Origin of the sequence: Variovorax fucosicus (assembly GCF_030316825.1) — a bacterium.
GTDB classification, from domain to species: Bacteria; Pseudomonadota; Gammaproteobacteria; order Burkholderiales; family Burkholderiaceae_C; genus Variovorax; species Variovorax fucosicus.
In genome coordinates, this window is sequence record NZ_JASZYU010000001.1 from 1,837,031 (window position 1) to 1,854,617 (window position 17,587).

Consider the following 17,587-nt stretch of genomic DNA (forward strand, 5'->3'; position numbering starts at 1 on the left):
AGGGTTACTTGACCATCGGCAGTTGAAGCCCCTGCTTCTTCGCCGTCGCGATCGCGATGTCGTAGCCGGCATCGGCATGGCGCATCACGCCCGAGGCCGGGTCGTTCCAGAGCACGCGGGAGATCCGTTGCGCAGCAGCATCCGTGCCATCGGCGACGATCACCACGCCCGAATGTTGCGAGTAGCCCATGCCGACGCCGCCGCCGTGGTGCAGGCTGACCCAGGTGGCGCCGCCGGCGGTGTTGAGCAGCGCGTTGAGCAGCGGCCAGTCGGACACGGCATCGGTGCCGTCCTTCATGCTTTCGGTCTCGCGATTCGGACTCGCGACCGAGCCGGTGTCGAGGTGGTCGCGGCCGATCACGATCGGCGCCTTCAGCTCGCCGCTCTTCACCATCTCGTTGAAGGCGAGGCCGGCCTTGTGGCGCTCGCCGAGGCCGAGCCAGCAGATGCGCGCCGGCAGGCCCTGGAACGCGATGCGCTCGCGCGCCATGTCGAGCCAGCGGTGCGTGTGCTTGTTGTCGGGGAACAGTTCCTTGATCTTGGCGTCGGTCTTGTAGATGTCTTCGGGGTCGCCCGAAAGCGCGACCCAGCGGAACGGGCCCTTGCCCTCGCAGAACAGCGGGCGGATGTAGGCGGGCACGAAGCCGGGAAAGTCGAACGCATTCTTTACGCCCTCGTCGAACGCGACCTGGCGGATGTTGTTGCCATAGTCGACCGTTGGCACGCCCATGGCCTGGAAGTCGAGCATGGCCTGCACATGCACCGCGCAGGACTTGGCCGCCGCCGCTTTCAGCCCCGCATGCCGGGCCGGGTCTTTCATGGCGTCCTGCCATTGCGCCACGCTCCAGCCCGAGGGCAGATAGCCGTTGATGAGGTCGTGCGCCGAGGTCTGGTCGGTGACGAGATCGGGCTTGATGGCGCCGGCGCGGGCACGCCGCACCAGTTCCGGCACGATGTCCGCCGCATTGCCGAGCAAGGCGATCGACACGGCCTCCTTCTTCTCGCAGTGGTGCTGGATGAGCGCGAGCGCGTCGTCGATGTCCTTCGCCTGCTTGTCGACATAGCGCGTGCGCAGGCGAAAGTCGATGCTCGACTGCTGGCACTCGATGTTGAGCGACACCGCACCCGCGAGCGTGGCGGCCAGCGGTTGCGCGCCGCCCATGCCGCCGAGGCCCGCCGTGAGGATCCACTTGCCCGCGAGGCTGTTGTCGTAATGCTGGCGGCCGGCCTCGACGAAAGTCTCGAAGGTGCCCTGCACGATGCCCTGGCTGCCGATGTAGATCCAGCTGCCGGCGGTCATCTGGCCGTACATGAACAAGCCTTGCTGGTCGAGTTCGTTGAAGTGCTCCCAGGTGGCCCACTTCGGCACCAGGTTCGAGTTGGCGATGAGCACGCGCGGCGCGTTCTCGTGCGTCTTGAACACGCCCACCGGCTTGCCCGACTGGATCAGCAGCGACTCGTCGTTCTCGAGCTTGCGCAGCGATTCCAGGATCTGGTCATAGCAGGCCCAGTTGCGCGCGGCACGGCCGATGCCGCCGTACACCACCAGATCCTGTGGCCGCTCGGCCACCTCGGCGTCGAGGTTGTTCTGCAGCATGCGATAGGCCGCTTCGGTGAGCCAGCTCTTGCAGCTGAGCTGGCTGCCGCGCGGGGCGCGGATCACGCGGGTCGGGTCGTGGCGCGGGTCGGCTGCCACGGGGATGAATTTGTCGGGTGCGTTCATGGTCAGAGCTCCTTGGCGTGACTGGGAAGAATGTTCAGCAGGACGGCGGGCAGCGCGGCCTTCAGGGCCCACAGCCGCATGGCTTCGATGTCGGGTGCGAGGTAGCGGTCGCGTTCGAGAAACGCCACGTTGCCGCGGATGGCGGTGAATTCGGCTTCGACCAGCGGCGAGCTTTTCAGGCCGCGCTTGAGCTCGATGCCTTGCGCCGCACACATCGCCTCGACACCGACGACGACTGCCGTGTTGTTCACCATGCCGCCGAGCCGGCGCGCCGCGAAGGTGGCCATCGACACATGGTCTTCCTGGTTGGCCGAAGTCGGCAGGCTGTCGACGCTGGCCGGATGCGCGAGCGACTTGTTCTCCGACGCGAGCGCCGCGGCCGTGACCTGCGCAATCATGAAGCCCGAGTTGAGCCCGCCGTCGTGCACCAGGAACGGCGGCAGGCCCGACAGCCCAGTGTCCAGCAGCAGCGCGATGCGGCGCTCGGCGATCGCACCGATCTCGGCAATGGCGAGCGCGAGGATGTCGGCCGCAAACGCGACCGGCTCGGCGTGGAAATTGCCGCCCGAGATCACCTCGCCCGTGTCGACGAACACCAGCGGGTTGTCGGAGGCCGCGTTGGCTTCGATCACCAGCACGCGCGCCGCGTGCGCGAGGTTGTCGAGGCACGCGCCCATCACCTGCGGAATGCAGCGCACCGAATACGGATCCTGCACGCGACCGCAGTCGGCGTGCGAAGGCACGATCTCGCTGCCTTCGAGCAAGGTGCGCACCGCACCCGCCACCGCCATCTGGCCCGGCTGGCCGCGCGCGGCGTGGATGCGCGCGTCGAAGGGCTTGATGGAGCCCTGGATCGCTTCGAGCGACAGTGCACCCGACATCAGCGCCGAGGCGAACACGTTTTCGGCGCCGAACAGGCCGGCCAGTGCGAGCGCGGTCGACACCTGCGTGCCGTTGAGCAGCGCCAGGCCCTCCTTGGGGCCGAGCACGAAGGGCGCGAGGCCGGCCAGGCGCATCGCCTCGGCACCGCTGACGCGCCTGCCCTCGGCCGTGGTCGCCTCGCCTTCGCCGATAAGCACGCATGCCAGGTGCGCGAGCGGCGCGAGGTCGCCCGAAGCGCCGACCGACCCCTTGCGCGGGATCGATGGCGTGATGCCGGCGTTGAACAGCGTGAGCAGCGCATCGACCAGTGCCGGCCGCACGCCCGAGTGCCCGCGCGCGAGGCTCACCGCCTTGGTCGCAAGCACCAGCCGCACCACCGCCGCGTCCAGCGGCTCGCCGGTGCCGACGCTGTGCGACAGCACCAGGTTGCGCTGCAGTTCGGCCAGGTGGTCGTTGCCGATGCGCGTGCTCGCGAGCTTGCCGAAGCCGGTGTTGATGCCGTAGACCACTTCGTCGTTGTCGACGATGTGCTGCACCGCGGCCTGTGCGGCGCGCAGGCCCACCTGCACCGAGGGATCGAGCGTGAGGCGCAGGCCGCCCGCATGGATGCGGCGCAGCAGCGCGAGATCGACCTGACCGGGCGTGAGTTCAACGATGGATGCAATGGTCATGAAGCTGTCTATACAAGGGGTGTGGGCCGGACGCGAAGCAGAGCGCCCCGGTCTAGGAAACTGGATTGCCGTCGGCGCGAAAGCGGCTGCCAAGCCGGTAGCGCGAGGCCGGGTGCAGGCAGCGCACCAGCGTCACCGGCACGGTGCGCGTCCAGGTGCGGCGCGTGAGCAGCAGGCAGGGCTCGGCGGCCGGCATCGACAGGCGCAGGGCCTGCTCGACCGTGGGCAGCACGGCATCGACCAGGTGCTCGATCTGGTCGAACGGAACATGGCGCACCAGGTATTCGCTGGGCGGCGTGGCGACAAGATCCTGCTCCAGGAAATCGGGCACCACGCGCGGGTTGACGAAGCGGTCTTCCAGCTGCACCGGCACGCCATCCTCGAGATGCAGGCAGACCGTGTGGAACACCGACTCCCCGGCGCGCAGGTCGAGCCAGGCCGCCACATCGGGCGACGCCGCAAAGCGCTCGGCCACCACCAGCTGGTAGCCGTAGTCGTGGCCGCGCGCGCGGATTTCGCTCGCGATGTTGGCGATCTGCAGCAGGGTGGACTGCGGCTTGTCTTCGGCCACGAAGCTGCCGACACCGGCCACCCGCACGATGCGGCCCTGCTCGACCAGCTCGCGCAGCGCGCGGTTCACGGTCATGCGCGAGATGCCGAACTGCGCGACCAGTTCGTGCTCCGACGGCAGCCGGTGCCCGGCCGGCCAGGTGCCGTCCTGGATCTTGCGGGAGATGTGCTCCTTGACCTGCGCGTAGAGCGCGAGCGTCGGCAGATCACGCTTCATGTTGGGCCTCCCGCGAATAGACGAAGTGATGAGCGTGGGGGTTCACATCAATGCTCCGCCGCCGCCATCGATTCCGCACGGATCTCTTCGGTCAGCCTGGCCTTGATCTCCATGAACTCGGGCGAGGTCTTGATCGTGTAGTGGCGTGGATGCGGGAAGTCGACCGCGATCTCGGTCTTGATGCGACCCGGCCGTGCGCTGAACACGGCCACGCGGTTCGCCATGAAGATCGCCTCGTCGATGTCATGCGTGACAAACAGCACCGTCTTCTGCGCCGACTCCCAGATGCCGAGCAACAGCTCCTGCATCAGCACACGCGTCTGGTTGTCGAGCGCGCCGAACGGCTCGTCGAGCAGCAGCATCCTGGGGTCGTTGGCGAGCGCGCGAGCGATGGCGGTGCGCTGCTGCATGCCGCCCGAGAGCTGCTTGGGAAAGTGATGCTCGAAGCCGCGCAGGCCCACCTTGGCGATGAAGAAGTCGCTGCGCTCCTTTTGCTCAGATTCGCTCATGCCGCGCTCGCGCAGGCCGAAACGGATGTTCTGCGCAATGGTGAGCCAGGGAAACAGCGTGTAGCTCTGGAACACCACGCCGCGGTCGGCGCCCGGGCCTTCGATGGTCCGGCCGTCGAGCTGCACCTGGCCGGTGGTCGGAAAGTCGAGCCCCGCAACGATGCGCAAGAGCGTCGACTTGCCGCAGCCCGAGGGGCCGAGGATGGTGACGAAGTCGTTCTCCTTGACCTCGAAATCGATCGGCAGCAGCGCCTGCGTGCGCTGGCCCCGGGCGCCCTCAAAGACGCGCGAAACGCCCTGGATGGAGAGTTGATGATTCATAGCACGTCACCTTGCCAGGTGTTCATTCGGGAAGTACCGCGGAACCGGCTTTGCCGGGCCGCTGGTGCTGCCCCCTGCAAGGGGGTTGGCGTAGCGACACGAAGTGCGCGAAGACTGGGGGTGAGCCTCATATGGTGCTCCAGGCAAACAAGCGGCGGTTGAGCGCCTTGAAAGCGAAGTCGGACACCAGCCCGATGATCCCGATCACGATGATCCCGAAGATGATCTGGCCGGTGTTCAGCAGCGCCTGGCTGTCGGTGATCATGTGGCCGATGCCCGAGGACGAGCCGATCAGTTCGGCCACGATCACGTAGGTCCAGGCCCAGCCCAGCACCAGCCGCAGCGTCTCGGCGATGCCCGGTGCGGCGCCCGGAATCAGCACACGCGCCACGATGCCCTTGCTGTTGGCGCCCAGCGTGTAGGCGGCCTCCACCAGATCCTTGCGTGCGCCGCCCACGATGACCGCGACCATCAGGATGATCTGGAACACCGAGCCGATGAAGATCACCAGCAGCTTCTGCGTCTCGCCGATGCCGGCCCAGAGGATCAGCAGCGGAATGAATGCAGACGCCGGCAGGTAGCGGCAGAACGACACGAAGGGCTCGAAGAAGGCCTCGACCGGCTTCCACGCGCCCATCGCGATACCGAGCGGCACCGCGATCAGCGCGGCAAGCACGAAGCCACCGAACACCCGCCACACGGTCATGCCGATGTCGTGGATGAAGTTGTACTCGGTGAAGAGCAGGTAGCCCTCTTTCACCATCGTGACCGGGCTGGCCAGGAAGGTGGGCGAAACGAAGCCGCCCAGCGTGAAGACGGCCCAGACCGCGACGAACAGGATGAAGAAGCCGACGCCGAGCAGCCAGCGCGCGCGGCTGCTCACGGGCTCCAGCGGCGCGATCGCGCGGCGTTGGCTTCGCACCGGAAGCGCCGCGGAACCGGCTACGCCGGGCCGCTGGCGCTGCCCCCGGTCGGGGGTTGGCGAAGCGACACGCAGTGCGCGCAGCCTGGGGGCGAGCCAGTTCATTTGATGTACGAAGCGTCGAACGTGACGGCCAGGTTCTCCGGCGCTTTGCGGATCACGCCGGCCTCGAGCAGGATCTTTTCGGCATCCTTCATGAAGCTGGTGATCTCGCCGGCAAAGAACTTCTGGTTGGCGGCCTTGTCCTGCCAGCGCAGGTAGGCCGACGACTTGGCGAACTGCTCGCCGCTCTGCTTGACGGCCGAACCCATGATCTCGTTGGCCTTGGCGGGGTCGGTCTTGATCATCTCCAGCGCCTCGAAGTACGAGTTGGTCAGCGCCTGCGCCGCCTTGGCATTGGCCTTGAGCCAGGTCGGCGCGCAGCCAACCGTGTCCATCACCATCGGATAGTCGAGCGTGGTCGCCAGGATCTTGCCGGCGGTCGGGTTGGCGCGCACGGTCGAGAGATAGGGCTCGTAGGTCATGGCGGCATCGTTCTGGCCGGCGACGAACGCCGTGGCGGCGGGCTGCGGCTCGAGCGACACCAGCTTCACGTCTTTCAGCGTCATGCCGTTCTTGTTGAGCATCCAGGCCAGGCCGAAGTACGGCGCGGTGCCCGGCGCGCTGACGCCGATGCTCTTGCCCTTGAGATCGGCAAAGCTCTTGATGTCGTTGCGCACGGCCAGGCCGTCGGCGCCGTAGGACTTGTCCATCTGGAAGATCTGCACGATCGGCACGCCGTTGGCGTTCCAGGCCACGTGCGTCTCGACCGTGGTGGCGGCGCACTGGATCGCTTCGGAGGCCAGCGCCAGGTGGCGGTCTTTCTGCGGAATCATCTTCAGTTCGACGTCGAGCCCGTTCTTCTTGAAGATGCCGGCCTTGTCGGCCAGCGTGAGCGGCGCAAAGCCGGTCCAGCCGGACATGCCGAGCGCGATCTTGGTGGTGTCCTGCGCCTGGGCGACGCCCGCGGCACAGAGGCCGGCTGCAAGAAGGGTGGCAACTTTGAAGACGACCGTTTTGACCATGGGAGCTCCTGGGGTTCTGACTAGCGGGATGGGTGAATTGTGGTCGGGCGCCCCAACTTGTATATACAGGGTGAACCCTGTGTGCGAATCTGGTGCACTTCTCTTAGGAAAATGCACCAGATTGCTGTCTATACAGGTGGATGCGGCGCGATCGCTAGACCATCGCAAACGCCGTGCCAGCCGGCGGCGGCGGCCCTAGCCGGTGATGATCGGGCGCAGGGCATCGATCTCTTCGACCATGAAATCGAACAGGGCCGACACGCGCGGCGTGCGCCGCACTTCCGGGAGTGCCAGCAGACGCCAGATTCGCGCGAGTTCGGGAACAGGCCCGAGCACCCGCACCAGATCGGGCTCGGCATCACCCAGCGCGGTGGGCAGCGGCGCGATGCCGACGCCGGCCTTCACCGAAAGCAGCAGGCCGAGCACGCTGTCGTTGCGGGCCACGATGTGGGCTTGCGGTGCCACCTCGCGCAGCCAGCTGGCTGCGCGGTGGTTGGCCATCGTGTCGTCAAAGCCAACGAGGGGATGATCGGCGAGCTCTTCGATGCGCGCCGGCTGCCCGTGCCGCGCGACGTACGTCCGGCTGGCGTAGACAGCCCAGAGCGAATCGCCGAGCTTGCGCCCGACCAGTGCGCCGTCGACGGTGTCGCCGGAGCGCAGGGCGACGTCGGCGTCGCCATGGCGAAGATCGAGGTACTTGTCGCTCATGACGAACTCGACCCTGAAGGCCGGATGCCGGGCATGAAAGCGGTCGAGCAGGCCGGAACGCGTGAGGCGGTTGACCAGCGGTTCAGGGCACGTCATGCGGATCACGCCGGCCGCGTTGCGCTTCGAGTCGGCGAGCGCCTGCTCGAAGGCGAGCGCCGCGCGCTCGACCTCTTGCGCAGCGGGCAACATCTCCTGCCCGAACGCCGTCAAACGGTAGCCGCTCGGATGGCGCAACGTCAGAGGTCGGCCGATGTGCCGCTCGAGTGCTGCCAAGCGACGCTGCACGGTCGACTGATCCACCTGCAAAGCCCGGCCAGCGGCCAGCGTGCTGCCGTGCCGCGCCACCGCCACGAAATACTTGAGGTCGTCCCAGTCGAGCATGGTTCGGTTATGCACTTCCGCGGCCCCGTTCTGCAAGCTTGCGCCTTGTGGCAGGTGGGCCGCCTACCTAGGCTAGATGCATTCAACACCGGGTTCATCACGATGCTGCGCCATTCCATTCTGCTCCGCCCGCGACGCCGCGCGCTGCTGGCCGGCGCTGCAAGCGCCCTGCTCGCCGCCCCCTTTTGGCGACGCGCGCAGGCGCAAACCTCGCGCGGCGATGTGCTGCGCATCCTGTGCAGCGGCCCGGCCGGCAGCGTGCCCGACACCGTGGCACGGCGCGTCGGTGAGGCGCTGGCCGAGCTCGATGCGCGAACGGTCGTGGTCGACAACCGGCCGGGCGCTGCCGGCCAGATCGCCGTCAATACGCTCAAGACTGCCGCACCGGATGGCAGCACGCTGTTGCTGGCGCAAGGCGCCATCGCGACCATCTACCCCTCGCTGTACGCCAGGCTGGCCTACGACCCGGCCATCGATCTGCAACCGGTGTCGCTGGCAGGCGAGATGACGCTGGGCATCGCCGTTGGCCCGGCGGTGCCGGGCAGCGTGACGAACATCCGCCAGTTGCTCGTGTGGATGCGGCAGAACCCGGGCCTGACAAACGCGGGATCCCCGGGCACCGGCACGCTGCCGCATCTGCTCGAAGCAATGTTGTTCCAGGAAGCGGGCGTGGCCTGGGAGCACGTCGCCTACCCCGGCGGTCCACCGGCGCTCGCGGGGTTGCTGGGCGGGCAGATCGCCGTGCTGGTGTTGCCCGAGGGGCTGCTCCGGCCACATCGCGCGAGCGGCCGGCTGCGCCTGCTGGCGACGTCGGGTGCACAGCGCAGCGCCTTTTCGCCCGACGTGCCAACGCTGGTCGAGCAGGGTCATCCGAAGCTGGTGCTGCGCGAGTGGTTTGCCTTCTTCCTGCCGGGCCGTACGCCGCCGGCCACGTTGGCCGCTACTTCGCAGGCGCTGCGCGCAGCCATTGCGCAGCCGGCGCTCGTGGCCGCATTCGGCGAGTCGGCCATGGTCGCGGCCTCCAGCAGCCCGGCCGAGCTGGTCGAGCGCATCGCGGCCGAGCAGCGGGTGTGGGCGCCGTTGATTCGCGCTGCCGCGATCCGGGCGGAGTGATGACCGCCACTTCCGATGCCGCTGCTGGCTGGGACGCTGCTGCAGAGGGCTGGAACCGCAGCGCACCGCTGATCCGCGCCTGGCTGAACGACGCGACCCACGCAATGCTCGATGCGGCCCGCATCGGGCCCGGCGCACGCGTGCTCGACATCGCGGCCGGCGCCGGCGACCAGACGCTCGACATTGCGCGGCGGGTCGGCCCGCAGGGCAAGGTGCTCGCCACCGACATCTCGCCGCGCATCCTGGCACTCGCGCAGGCCAACGCCGACGCCGCGGGCCTGCGGCAGGTCGAAACCCGCGTGGCCGATGCGCAGCAGCTCGATCTGGACGGTGCCGTATTCGATGCAGCCCTGTGCCGGCTCGGACTCATGTTCTGCCTCGCCCCGATCGATGCGTTGAAGGCGGCGCGCGCTGCCCTGAAGCCGGGCGGGCGATTCGCCGCACTGGTGTTCGGTGCACCACAAGGCAACCCGTGCATTGCGATCATGGCGGCGACAGCGATGCGGCATCGCGCGCTGCCTGCCGCATCGCCGTATGCCCCGGGCACGTTGCTCAGCCTCGGCGAGCCGGGCCGGATGGCTCGACTGCTGGGCGCGGCCGGCTTCGTCGAGGTCGAAGTCAGGCCGGTGTCGGCGCCGTTCCACCTGCCCAGCGCGGCCGCCTACATCGAGTTCGTGCAAACGTCCGGCTCCCCGCTCATGCAGATGCTCGCGCCGCTGCCACCGGATGCCCAACGCGCTGCGTGGGACGACATGACTGCCCAGCTCGGCGTGTTCGGTGCGCCAGACGGCTGGCACGGACCGAACGAGTTGCTGCTCTGCTCCGCCGCCGCCCCCTGACTCGGAGGCGGCCTGGCAGGGCGGCGACAATGGGCCATCCCCTCAGTCCCGTCAGCCGTCGTGTCCGCCTTGCCCTCCCCGTCGAATTCCACCGAGCCCCTGCAGATCCTGCACGAGGTGTTCGGCTACCAGGCCTTTCGCGGCCCGCAGGCGCCGATCGTCGACCACGTCGTGGGCGGCGGCGACGCGCTGGTGCTGATGCCCACCGGCGGCGGCAAGTCGCTCTGCTACCAGATCCCGGCGATCGCGCGGCAGCGTGCGGGGCACGGCGTGGCGATCGTGGTGTCGCCGCTGATCGCGCTGATGCACGACCAGGTGGGCGCGCTGCACGAGGCCGGCGTGAACGCGGCGTTTCTCAACTCCACGTTGGACTGGGCGCAGACGCAGGACGTGGAGCGCCGCCTGGCACGCGCCGAGATCACGCTGCTCTACGCCGCACCCGAGCGCGTGACCACGCCGCGCTTTCTGGAGTTGATGGACGGGCTGGCGTCGCGCGGCAAGCTCTCGCTGTTCGCCATCGACGAGGCCCATTGCGTGAGCCAGTGGGGCCACGACTTCCGCCCGGAGTACCGCGCGCTGACGGTGCTGCACCAGCGCTACGCCGGCGTGCCGCGCATCGCGCTCACCGCCACGGCCGATGCGCTGACGCGCGCCGACATCGTCGAACGCCTGCAGCTCGAAGAGGCGCGGCAGTTCGTCTCGAGCTTCGACCGGCCCAACATCCGCTATTCCATCGTCGAGAAGAAGGACGCAACCACGCAGCTGCTGCGCTTCATCGAGCGCGAGCACGAGGGCGAGGCCGGCGTGGTCTATTGCCAGTCGCGCAAGCGCGTCGAAGACGTGGCCGTGGCGCTGCAGAGCGCGGGCATCAACGCGCTGCCCTACCACGCAGGGCTCGATTCGGCGGTGCGGCAGAAGCACCAGGATCGCTTCCTGCGCGAGGACGGCATCGTGATGGTGGCGACCATCGCGTTCGGCATGGGCATCGACAAGCCTGACGTGCGCTTCGTGGGCCACCTCGACATGCCCAAGAACATCGAGGGCTACTACCAGGAGACCGGCCGTGCCGGCCGCGACGGCGCGCCGGCCGATGCCTGGATGGTTTACGGCCTGCAGGACGTGGTGAACCAGCGCCGCATGATCGACGAGAGCCCGGCCGGCGAGGAGTTCAAGCAGGTGATGCGCGGCAAGCTCGATGCACTGCTGTCATTGGCCGAGGCCAGCGATTGCCGGCGCGTGCGCCTGCTCGGCTACTTCGGCGAACAGAGCACACCCTGCGGCAACTGCGACAACTGCATCACGCCGCCGCAGGTGTGGGATGGCACCGATGCCGCACGCAAGCTGCTGAGCACCATCTACCGCGTGCAGCAGCAAAGCGGCATCAGCTTCGGCGCAGGCCACATCATGGACATCCTGCGCGGCAAGGCGACCGAGAAGGTCAAGCAGTTCGGGCACGAAAGCATCAGCACCTTCGGCCTCGGCGCCGAGTTCAGCGAGGTGCAGTTGCGCGGCGTGCTGCGCCAGCTTATCGCCACCGGCGCGCTGGCGGTCGACACCGAAGCCTTCAATACCTTGAAGCTCACCGAAGGCTCGCGCGCCGTGCTCAAGGGCGAGGCGAGCGTGGCGCTGCGCGAGTCGGTTTCGTCGCCGGCCTCGCGCTCCGGCGGCAAGACGCGGCGCGAGAAGACGCCACGCGGCGCGCCCTCGCCGGCCGCCGCCGCGCTCGATGCGGCCGGCCAGGCCCGCTTTGCCGCACTGAAGGCGTGGCGCGCCGAAGTGGCCCGTGAGCACAACCTGCCGGCCTACGTGATCTTCCACGACGCCACGCTCGCGACCATCGCCGAGCGCGCGCCCGTCACGCTGGAAGACCTGCAGGGCATCAGCGGCATCGGCAGCAAGAAGCTCGAGGCCTACGGGGCGGATGTGCTGCGGGTTTGTTCGAGTTTCTGAGGTCACCACAAAACGAGAACGCCTTGGAAAAAAGCCGACTCTCCGAAACCGATATCTGTGACAGGTACATCACGCCGGCCCTCGTCAAGGCGGGCTGGCGTGGCACGGATCAGATCTATCGGGAGTTTCCATTGCGCGCAGGCCGCGTGGTGGTACGCGGTAGCAAGGCCCAACGCGACAAGACCACCGTGCTGCGTGCCGACTACGCGTTGTTCTACAAGGCCGACATTCCGCTGGCGACCTTAGAAGCCAAGGACAACCAACACGCCGTGGGTGCCGGCATGCCCCAGGCGATTCAGTATTCAGATCTGCTGACCGTGCCGTTCAGTTTCAGCAGCAACGGCGACGGTTTCGTGTTCCGCGATGCCACGCTCGCCACTGGCGTGCTGGAACAGAACATCACGCTCGATGAGTTCCCGTCGCCCGAAGCGCTGTGGGCGCGCTACTGCACATGGAAGGGCTGGACGCCCGAAGTCAGTCGCGTCGTGGCCCAAGACTACGCCCCAAGCAAAACGCCGCGTTACTACCAGCTCAACGCCATCAACCGTACGGTGGAGGCCATCGCCAACGGCCAAGACCGCGTGCTGCTCGTCATGGCCACTGGCACGGGCAAGACCTTCACCGCGTTCCAGATCATCTGGCGCCTGTGGAAGAGTGGCGCCAAGAAGCGCATCCTGTTTCTTGCCGACCGCAACATCCTGATCGACCAGACCATGGTCAACGACTTTCGGCCGTTCAAGGGCGCGATGGCCAAGCTCAGCCCGAACGCCAAGGGCATCGAGCGCGTAGACGCCCAAGGCCAGAAGTTCATCGAAGAAGTCGACCTCGCCGTCAACAAGACCACAAAGCTGGTCGACAAGAGCTACGAGATCTATCTGTCGCTCTACCAGGCGGTGTCGGGTGCGGACGAAGACCGCAATATCTACAAGCAGTTCTCGCCGGACTTCTTCGACCTCATCATCGTGGACGAATGCCATCGCGGCAGCGCGTCCGAAGACTCGGCCTGGCGCGAGATCCTGACCTACTTCACCCGCGCCACGCAGGTGGGCCTGACGGCCACTCCCAAGGCAAGTGATACGGGCGAATCCAATGCCGATTACTTCGGCGATCCGCTCTACACCTATAGCCTGAAGCAAGGCATCGACGACGGCTACCTCGCGCCGTACAAGGTGATCCGCGTCGACCTCGACAAGGATGCCTTTGGCTGGCGCCCCACCGCAGGCATGACCGACAAGCACGGCCAGCCCATCGAAGACCGCGTCTACACCGGCGCCGACATGAACCGCAAGCTGGTGCTCGAAGCGCGCGACGAAGCCGTGGCCGCACGCATCACCGAATACCTCAAGGGCACCGACCGTTACGCCAAGACCATCGTCTTCTGCGAGGACATCGACCACGCCAATCGCATGCGCCAGGCCTTGAGCAATGCCAATGCCGACATTTGCCGGGCGCAGCCCAAGTACGTGGTGCAGATCACCGGCGACAACGCCGAGGGCAAGCGGGAGCTCGACAACTTCATCGACCCCGAGAAAACGTATCCGGTGATCGCCACCACCTCTCGCCTGATGAGCACCGGCGTAGACGCGCAGACCTGCAAGCTCATCGTGCTCGACCAGAACATCCAGTCGATGACACTGTTCAAGCAGATCATCGGTCGTGGCACTCGGCTGCGCGAAGACCTCGGCAAGACCTGGTTCACGCTGCTCGACTTCAAGCGCGCGACCGAGCTCTTTGCCGATCCGGCTTTCGATGGTGAACCTGAACAGGTCTTCACGCCTGGCCCTGACGAACCCATCGTGCCGCCCGAGCCGACCGATGGCGAACCCGAGGGTACCGGCACGCCCCGCGACCCGTTCGATCCGCCGACTGGCCCCCTCGGGCCGCTCGGCCCCGGGGAGCCGCCACCGCGCAAATACGTGCTCGACAACAACGTCACCGTGGTTGTCGCCCGCGAGCGGGTGCAATATTTGAGCGCTGATGGCAAGCTTATTACCGACAGCTTGCGCGACTACACACGCATCAACCTAACGCGCCGTTACGACTCGCTCGACAAGTTCCTGCAGGCGTGGAACAGCGCCGAACGCAAGGCCGCATTGCTCGCCGAACTCGAATCGCATGGCGTACTGTTCGAAGCCCTGGCCGATGAGATGGGCAGCAAGGATCTCGATGCGTTCGACCTGTTGCTACACGTCGCCTGGCACCAGCCGCTGCAGACTCGCCGGCAACGCGCCCTGAAGGCCAAGCAGCGCGCGGCGTTCGAGCGCTACGGCCCGGTAGCGCGCCGCGTGATTGATGCGCTGCTCGACAAGTACACCGACGAAGGCATTGCCAGCATCGAGAGCGACGACGTGCTCAAGGTGCAGCCCTTCTCGCACATCGGCAGCCCGGCCGAGCTGGTGCGCAGCTTTGGCGGCCGGATTCAGTATCTCGGCGCGCTGCGCGACGTCGAGCAGGCGCTCTACGGCCCTGATGACCTTTAAGAACCGCTCATGTCCAACTTTGCCCCTCTCATCAAGTCCATTCAGGACGTCATGCGCCAGGACACCGGCGTCGACGGCGATGCGCAGCGCATCTCGCAGCTCACCTGGCTGCTGTTCTTGAAGGTGTTCGACGCGCTGGAAGAAGAACTCGAACTCACGCGCGACAGCTATACCAGCCCGATCCCCGAGGCGCTGCGCTGGCGCCACTGGGCCACCGACGCCGAAGGCATGACGGGCGAGACACTGCTGGACTTCGTCAACGGAAAGCTCTTCCCCGCGCTAAAAGGCCTGCGCAGCGATGCGCAACGCGACCCGCGCGGCTACGTGGTGCGCAGCGTGTTCGAAGACGCCTACAACTACATGAAGAGTGGTCACCTGCTGCGCCAGGTGATCAACAAGCTCAACGGCATCGACTTCAACCGCCAGGCCGAGCGCCACCAGTTCAACGACCTCTACGAAAAGATCCTCAAAGACCTCCAGAGCGCCGGCAACGCAGGAGAGTTCTATACGCCGCGCGCCGTCACGCAGTTCATGGTTGACCAGAGCGATCCGCAGCTTGGTGAGCGCGTGCTAGACCCGGCCACCGGCACCGGTGGCTTCTTGGTTTGCGCGATCGAGCACATGCGCAAGCAGGTGCACAACCCGGCGCAAGAAGCGCAGTTGCAGGCCAGCATCTTCGGTGTCGAAAAAAAACAGATGCCGCACATGCTGTGCGTAACCAACCTCATGCTGCACGGCATCGAAGTGCCAAGCCAGATCCGCCACGACAACACGTTGATCCGCCCATTGCGCGACTACACCAACGCCGACCGCGTAGATGTGGTGCTGACCAACCCGCCGTTTGGCGGCATCGAGGAGCCCGGCATCGAACAGGGCTACCCGGCCGACGTACGCACGAAGGAAACGGCCGACCTGTTCCTCGTGCTCATCAAGCACATCCTCAAGCCCGGCGGCCGCGCCGCGCTGGTGCTGCCCGATGGCACTCTGTTCGGCGAAGGCGTCAAGAGCCGCATCAAGGAACAGTTGCTCAATGAGTGCAACCTGCACACCATCGTGCGGCTGCCCAACGGCGTGTTCGCGCCCTACACCGGCATCAAGACCAATCTGCTGTTCTTCACCAAGGGCCAGCCGACGCAATACGTCTGGTACTACGAGCACCCGTACCCACCGGGTGCGAAAAACTACAACAAGACCAAGCCGATTCGGCTCGAAGAGTTCGACGCCGAGAAAGCCTGGTGGGGCAGCGCCGCCGACGGCTTTGCCAGCCGCGTGGAGACCGAGCGCGCGTGGAAGGTCAGCATCGAGCAGATCAAGGCGGCGGGCTATAACCTGGATCAGAAGAACCCGCATGCCGTCGATGTGGTTAGTCACGATCCCGAGACCTTGCTGGCCGACCATGCGCGGCTGCAGCGCGAGGCGCAGGCGCTGCGCGATCAGCTCAAGGCAATCCTGTCGCAGTCGCTGGGCGCGAACGCATGAGTGCGTTGCTGAAGGCGCGCAAGCCAAGCGCGAAATACGTGGTCAAGCGGGAAGCGCAGCTGGTGCGGCACTTCGAGTTGCTTGCGACTGCGCCCGGCGGCGTGGCGCGCTTGCGCCAGTTGATCCTCAGCTTGGCGGTGCAAGGCAAGCTGGTTCCGCAGGACGCGAGTGATGAGCCGGCGAGTGCGCTTCTTGAGAAAATTCAGGCGGACGGGAGGCGCCAGATCACACAGGGGAAATTTGCGCGCGATCGCTGGAACAACACAATCGCCCCCGAAGAAAAGCCCTTTGCACTGGCGCAGCACTGGCAATGGGCGCGGCTGGGCTCCTTGGCCGCATTCGAAAATGGCGACCGGGGAAGCAACTACCCATCCCGGTCTAATTTTGTGAATGAGGGCATCGCCTTCATCAATGCAGGGCACCTGCTCAACGGGCGCGTTGACTGTTCCGAGTTGAATTACATCACCTCTCAGACTTTTAACTCGTTACGAAGCGGCAAGATCCAGAAGGACGACATCCTCTATTGTTTGCGCGGATCGCTAGGAAAATTCGCTCTTGTTGACAACGAAATGCTCGGCGCAATCTCCTCGTCGTTGGTGATCATTAGGCTTTCCAAACAGCTATCCGTCTCCTACGCCATGCTGTATTTGGCGTCGCCCTTAGCTTCAGCTTTGATCAGGCGCTTTGACAACGGAACTGCACAACCGAATCTTGGCGCTGGGGATCTCGCAAGATTTGTTGTCCCCGTGCCGCCCCTCGCCGAACAAACCCGCATCGTCGCCCGAGTCGAAGAACTAATGCCCCTGTGCGACGCGCTGGACGCCAAGGGCCGGCTCGAAGCCGCGCAACACAGCCAGCTCGTCACCGCCCTGCTCGGCACACTGACCGACAGCGCCTCGCCCGAGGCGCTGGCCGACCGCTGGCAACGCATCGCCGAGCACTTCGACATCCTGCTCGACCGCCCCGAAGCCATCGATGCGCTGGAGCAAACCATTCTCCAGCTCGCCATACGCGGACTTCTCGTGCGGCAAGACCCGGACGATGAACCTGCAAGCGTGTTGCTGGAAAAAATACGGATGGAAAAGGAACAATTGGTCTCCGAGCGGAAGCTCAAGCGAGCCAAGTCGTTCGCGCTCGCCACTGACAAAGAACAACCGTTCAAGCTGCCTGCGCGATGGTCTTGGGCAAGACTGGGAACGATCACCGACACCCGTTTGGGCAAGATGCTCGACAAGGCGAAAAACACTGGCAAGCCTTACCCCTATTTGAGAAATACCAATGTCCAATGGGGCCGATTTGAACTAGACGACATCAAACACATTCATCTTGAGATGAGCGAACTCGATGAGTTCCGATTGCACCCCGGTGATTTATTGATCTGTGAAGGTGGCGAACCTGGCCGGTGCGCAATATGGGGCGGCGCCACCGACGCGATGTACTTTCAAAAAGCTTTGCATCGAGTGCGGCCGTTCAGTGGGGTGCGCTCTGGATTTTTGGCGCTTTGCCTCGAAGCTGACGCGAGGGCTGGTAGCTTAGACAGGCATTTCACGGGCGCGACCATCAAGCACTTTGTCGGGCAAGCCTTGGAGCGATATGTTGTGCCGTTGCCACCGCTCGCCGAGCAATCCCGCATCGTCGCCCGCGTCGAAGAACTCCGCAGCCTCTGCACCGACCTGCGCCAACGTTTAGCCGCCAATCGGCACACGCAAGCGCAACTCGCCGAAGCGCTTATCGCATCCGCCACGCTCTGATCCCACC

13 protein-coding genes are annotated in these 17,587 nt (G+C 65.8%); 6 read left to right on the plus strand and 7 right to left on the minus strand.

Translation table 11 applies throughout. The annotated features are described in order from the left end of the window. Positions 1-4 precede the first annotated feature (4 nt). From hutU to QTI05_RS08750, 7 genes are all read right to left on the minus strand, one after another. On the minus strand, positions 5-1,723 hold the full coding sequence (gene hutU, locus QTI05_RS08720) for a urocanate hydratase (RefSeq protein WP_286623942.1): 1,719 nt from the start codon (positions 1,721-1,723) through the stop codon (positions 5-7). A 2-nt stretch (positions 1,724-1,725) separates the two neighbouring features. After that, positions 1,726-3,276, minus strand: a complete 1,551-nt coding sequence (hutH, locus tag QTI05_RS08725; protein WP_286623944.1) for a histidine ammonia-lyase — start codon at positions 3,274-3,276, stop codon at positions 1,726-1,728. Positions 3,277-3,328: 52 nt separating this feature from the next. After that, positions 3,329-4,063, minus strand: a complete 735-nt coding sequence (hutC, locus tag QTI05_RS08730; RefSeq protein ID WP_286540705.1) for a histidine utilization transcriptional repressor HutC — start codon at positions 4,061-4,063, stop codon at positions 3,329-3,331. 47 nt (positions 4,064-4,110) lie between these two features. After that, positions 4,111-4,893, minus strand: coding sequence for an ABC transporter ATP-binding protein (locus QTI05_RS08735; RefSeq protein WP_286623945.1), 783 nt, complete (start codon positions 4,891-4,893; stop codon positions 4,111-4,113). A 127-nt stretch (positions 4,894-5,020) separates the two neighbouring features. Continuing rightward, entirely contained in the window at positions 5,021-5,920 is a 900-nt protein-coding gene (locus QTI05_RS08740; protein ID WP_286623947.1) for an ABC transporter permease, read from the minus strand. After that, a complete protein-coding gene (locus QTI05_RS08745) occupies positions 5,917-6,879 on the minus strand; it encodes an ABC transporter substrate-binding protein (protein ID WP_286623949.1) in 963 nt (320 codons plus the stop codon). Before QTI05_RS08745 ends, QTI05_RS08740 begins: the two co-directional genes overlap by 4 nt. Before the next feature lie 195 nt (positions 6,880-7,074). Further along, positions 7,075-7,983 (minus strand): LysR family transcriptional regulator, encoded by a 909-nt coding sequence (locus QTI05_RS08750; protein WP_286623950.1) that lies wholly within the window; start codon positions 7,981-7,983, stop codon positions 7,075-7,077. 87 nt (positions 7,984-8,070) lie between these two features. Here QTI05_RS08750 and QTI05_RS08755 point away from each other — a divergent pair, with 87 nt between their 5' ends. The 6 genes from QTI05_RS08755 to QTI05_RS08780 are packed head-to-tail and all read left to right on the plus strand — an operon-like array spanning position 8,071 to position 17,580. Continuing rightward, positions 8,071-9,081 carry a tripartite tricarboxylate transporter substrate-binding protein gene (locus QTI05_RS08755; RefSeq protein ID WP_286623951.1) on the plus strand — a complete coding sequence of 337 codons (1,011 nt, stop codon included), beginning with the start codon at positions 8,071-8,073 and terminating at the stop codon, positions 9,079-9,081. After that, positions 9,081-9,920, plus strand: a complete 840-nt coding sequence (locus tag QTI05_RS08760) for a class I SAM-dependent methyltransferase (protein WP_286623952.1) — start codon at positions 9,081-9,083, stop codon at positions 9,918-9,920. The genes QTI05_RS08755 and QTI05_RS08760 overlap by 1 nt, the downstream gene beginning before the upstream one ends. Positions 9,921-9,980: 60 nt before the next feature. Then, entirely contained in the window at positions 9,981-11,870 is a 1,890-nt protein-coding gene (gene recQ, locus QTI05_RS08765; RefSeq protein ID WP_444812874.1) for a DNA helicase RecQ, read from the plus strand. Between the two features lie 23 nt (positions 11,871-11,893). After that, the gene (gene hsdR / locus QTI05_RS08770) at positions 11,894-14,350 is read left to right on the plus strand and encodes an EcoAI/FtnUII family type I restriction enzme subunit R (protein ID WP_286623954.1); all 2,457 of its coding nucleotides are present in this window, start codon (positions 11,894-11,896) and stop codon (positions 14,348-14,350) included. A gap of 9 nt (positions 14,351-14,359) precedes the next feature. Further along, complete coding sequence (locus tag QTI05_RS08775; RefSeq protein WP_286623955.1) at positions 14,360-15,829, plus strand: type I restriction-modification system subunit M; 1,470 nt, start codon at positions 14,360-14,362, stop codon at positions 15,827-15,829. Further along, a complete protein-coding gene (locus QTI05_RS08780; protein WP_286623957.1) occupies positions 15,826-17,580 on the plus strand; it encodes a restriction endonuclease subunit S in 1,755 nt (584 codons plus the stop codon). Before QTI05_RS08775 ends, QTI05_RS08780 begins: the two co-directional genes overlap by 4 nt. The last annotated feature ends 7 nt before the right edge of the window (positions 17,581-17,587 follow it).

What these genes read in the sequence shown, in the direction of transcription:
- hutU (WP_286623942.1), bottom strand. Translation starts at nt 1,723, where the DNA reads ATGAACGCACCCGACAAATTCATCCCCGTGGCAGCCGACCCGCGCCAC.
- hutH (WP_286623944.1), bottom strand. Translation starts at nt 3,276, where the DNA reads ATGACCATTGCATCCATCGTTGAACTCACGCCCGGTCAGGTCGATCTC.
- hutC (WP_286540705.1), bottom strand. Translation starts at nt 4,063, where the DNA reads ATGAAGCGTGATCTGCCGACGCTCGCGCTCTACGCGCAGGTCAAGGAG.
- QTI05_RS08735 (WP_286623945.1), bottom strand. Translation starts at nt 4,893, where the DNA reads ATGAATCATCAACTCTCCATCCAGGGCGTTTCGCGCGTCTTTGAGGGC.
- QTI05_RS08740 (WP_286623947.1), bottom strand. Translation starts at nt 5,920, where the DNA reads ATGAACTGGCTCGCCCCCAGGCTGCGCGCACTGCGTGTCGCTTCGCCA.
- QTI05_RS08745 (WP_286623949.1), bottom strand. Translation starts at nt 6,879, where the DNA reads ATGGTCAAAACGGTCGTCTTCAAAGTTGCCACCCTTCTTGCAGCCGGC.
- QTI05_RS08755 (WP_286623951.1), top strand. Translation starts at nt 8,071, where the DNA reads ATGCTGCGCCATTCCATTCTGCTCCGCCCGCGACGCCGCGCGCTGCTG.
- QTI05_RS08760 (WP_286623952.1), top strand. Translation starts at nt 9,081, where the DNA reads ATGACCGCCACTTCCGATGCCGCTGCTGGCTGGGACGCTGCTGCAGAG.
- QTI05_RS08775 (WP_286623955.1), top strand. Translation starts at nt 14,360, where the DNA reads ATGTCCAACTTTGCCCCTCTCATCAAGTCCATTCAGGACGTCATGCGC.
- QTI05_RS08780 (WP_286623957.1), top strand. Translation starts at nt 15,826, where the DNA reads ATGAGTGCGTTGCTGAAGGCGCGCAAGCCAAGCGCGAAATACGTGGTC.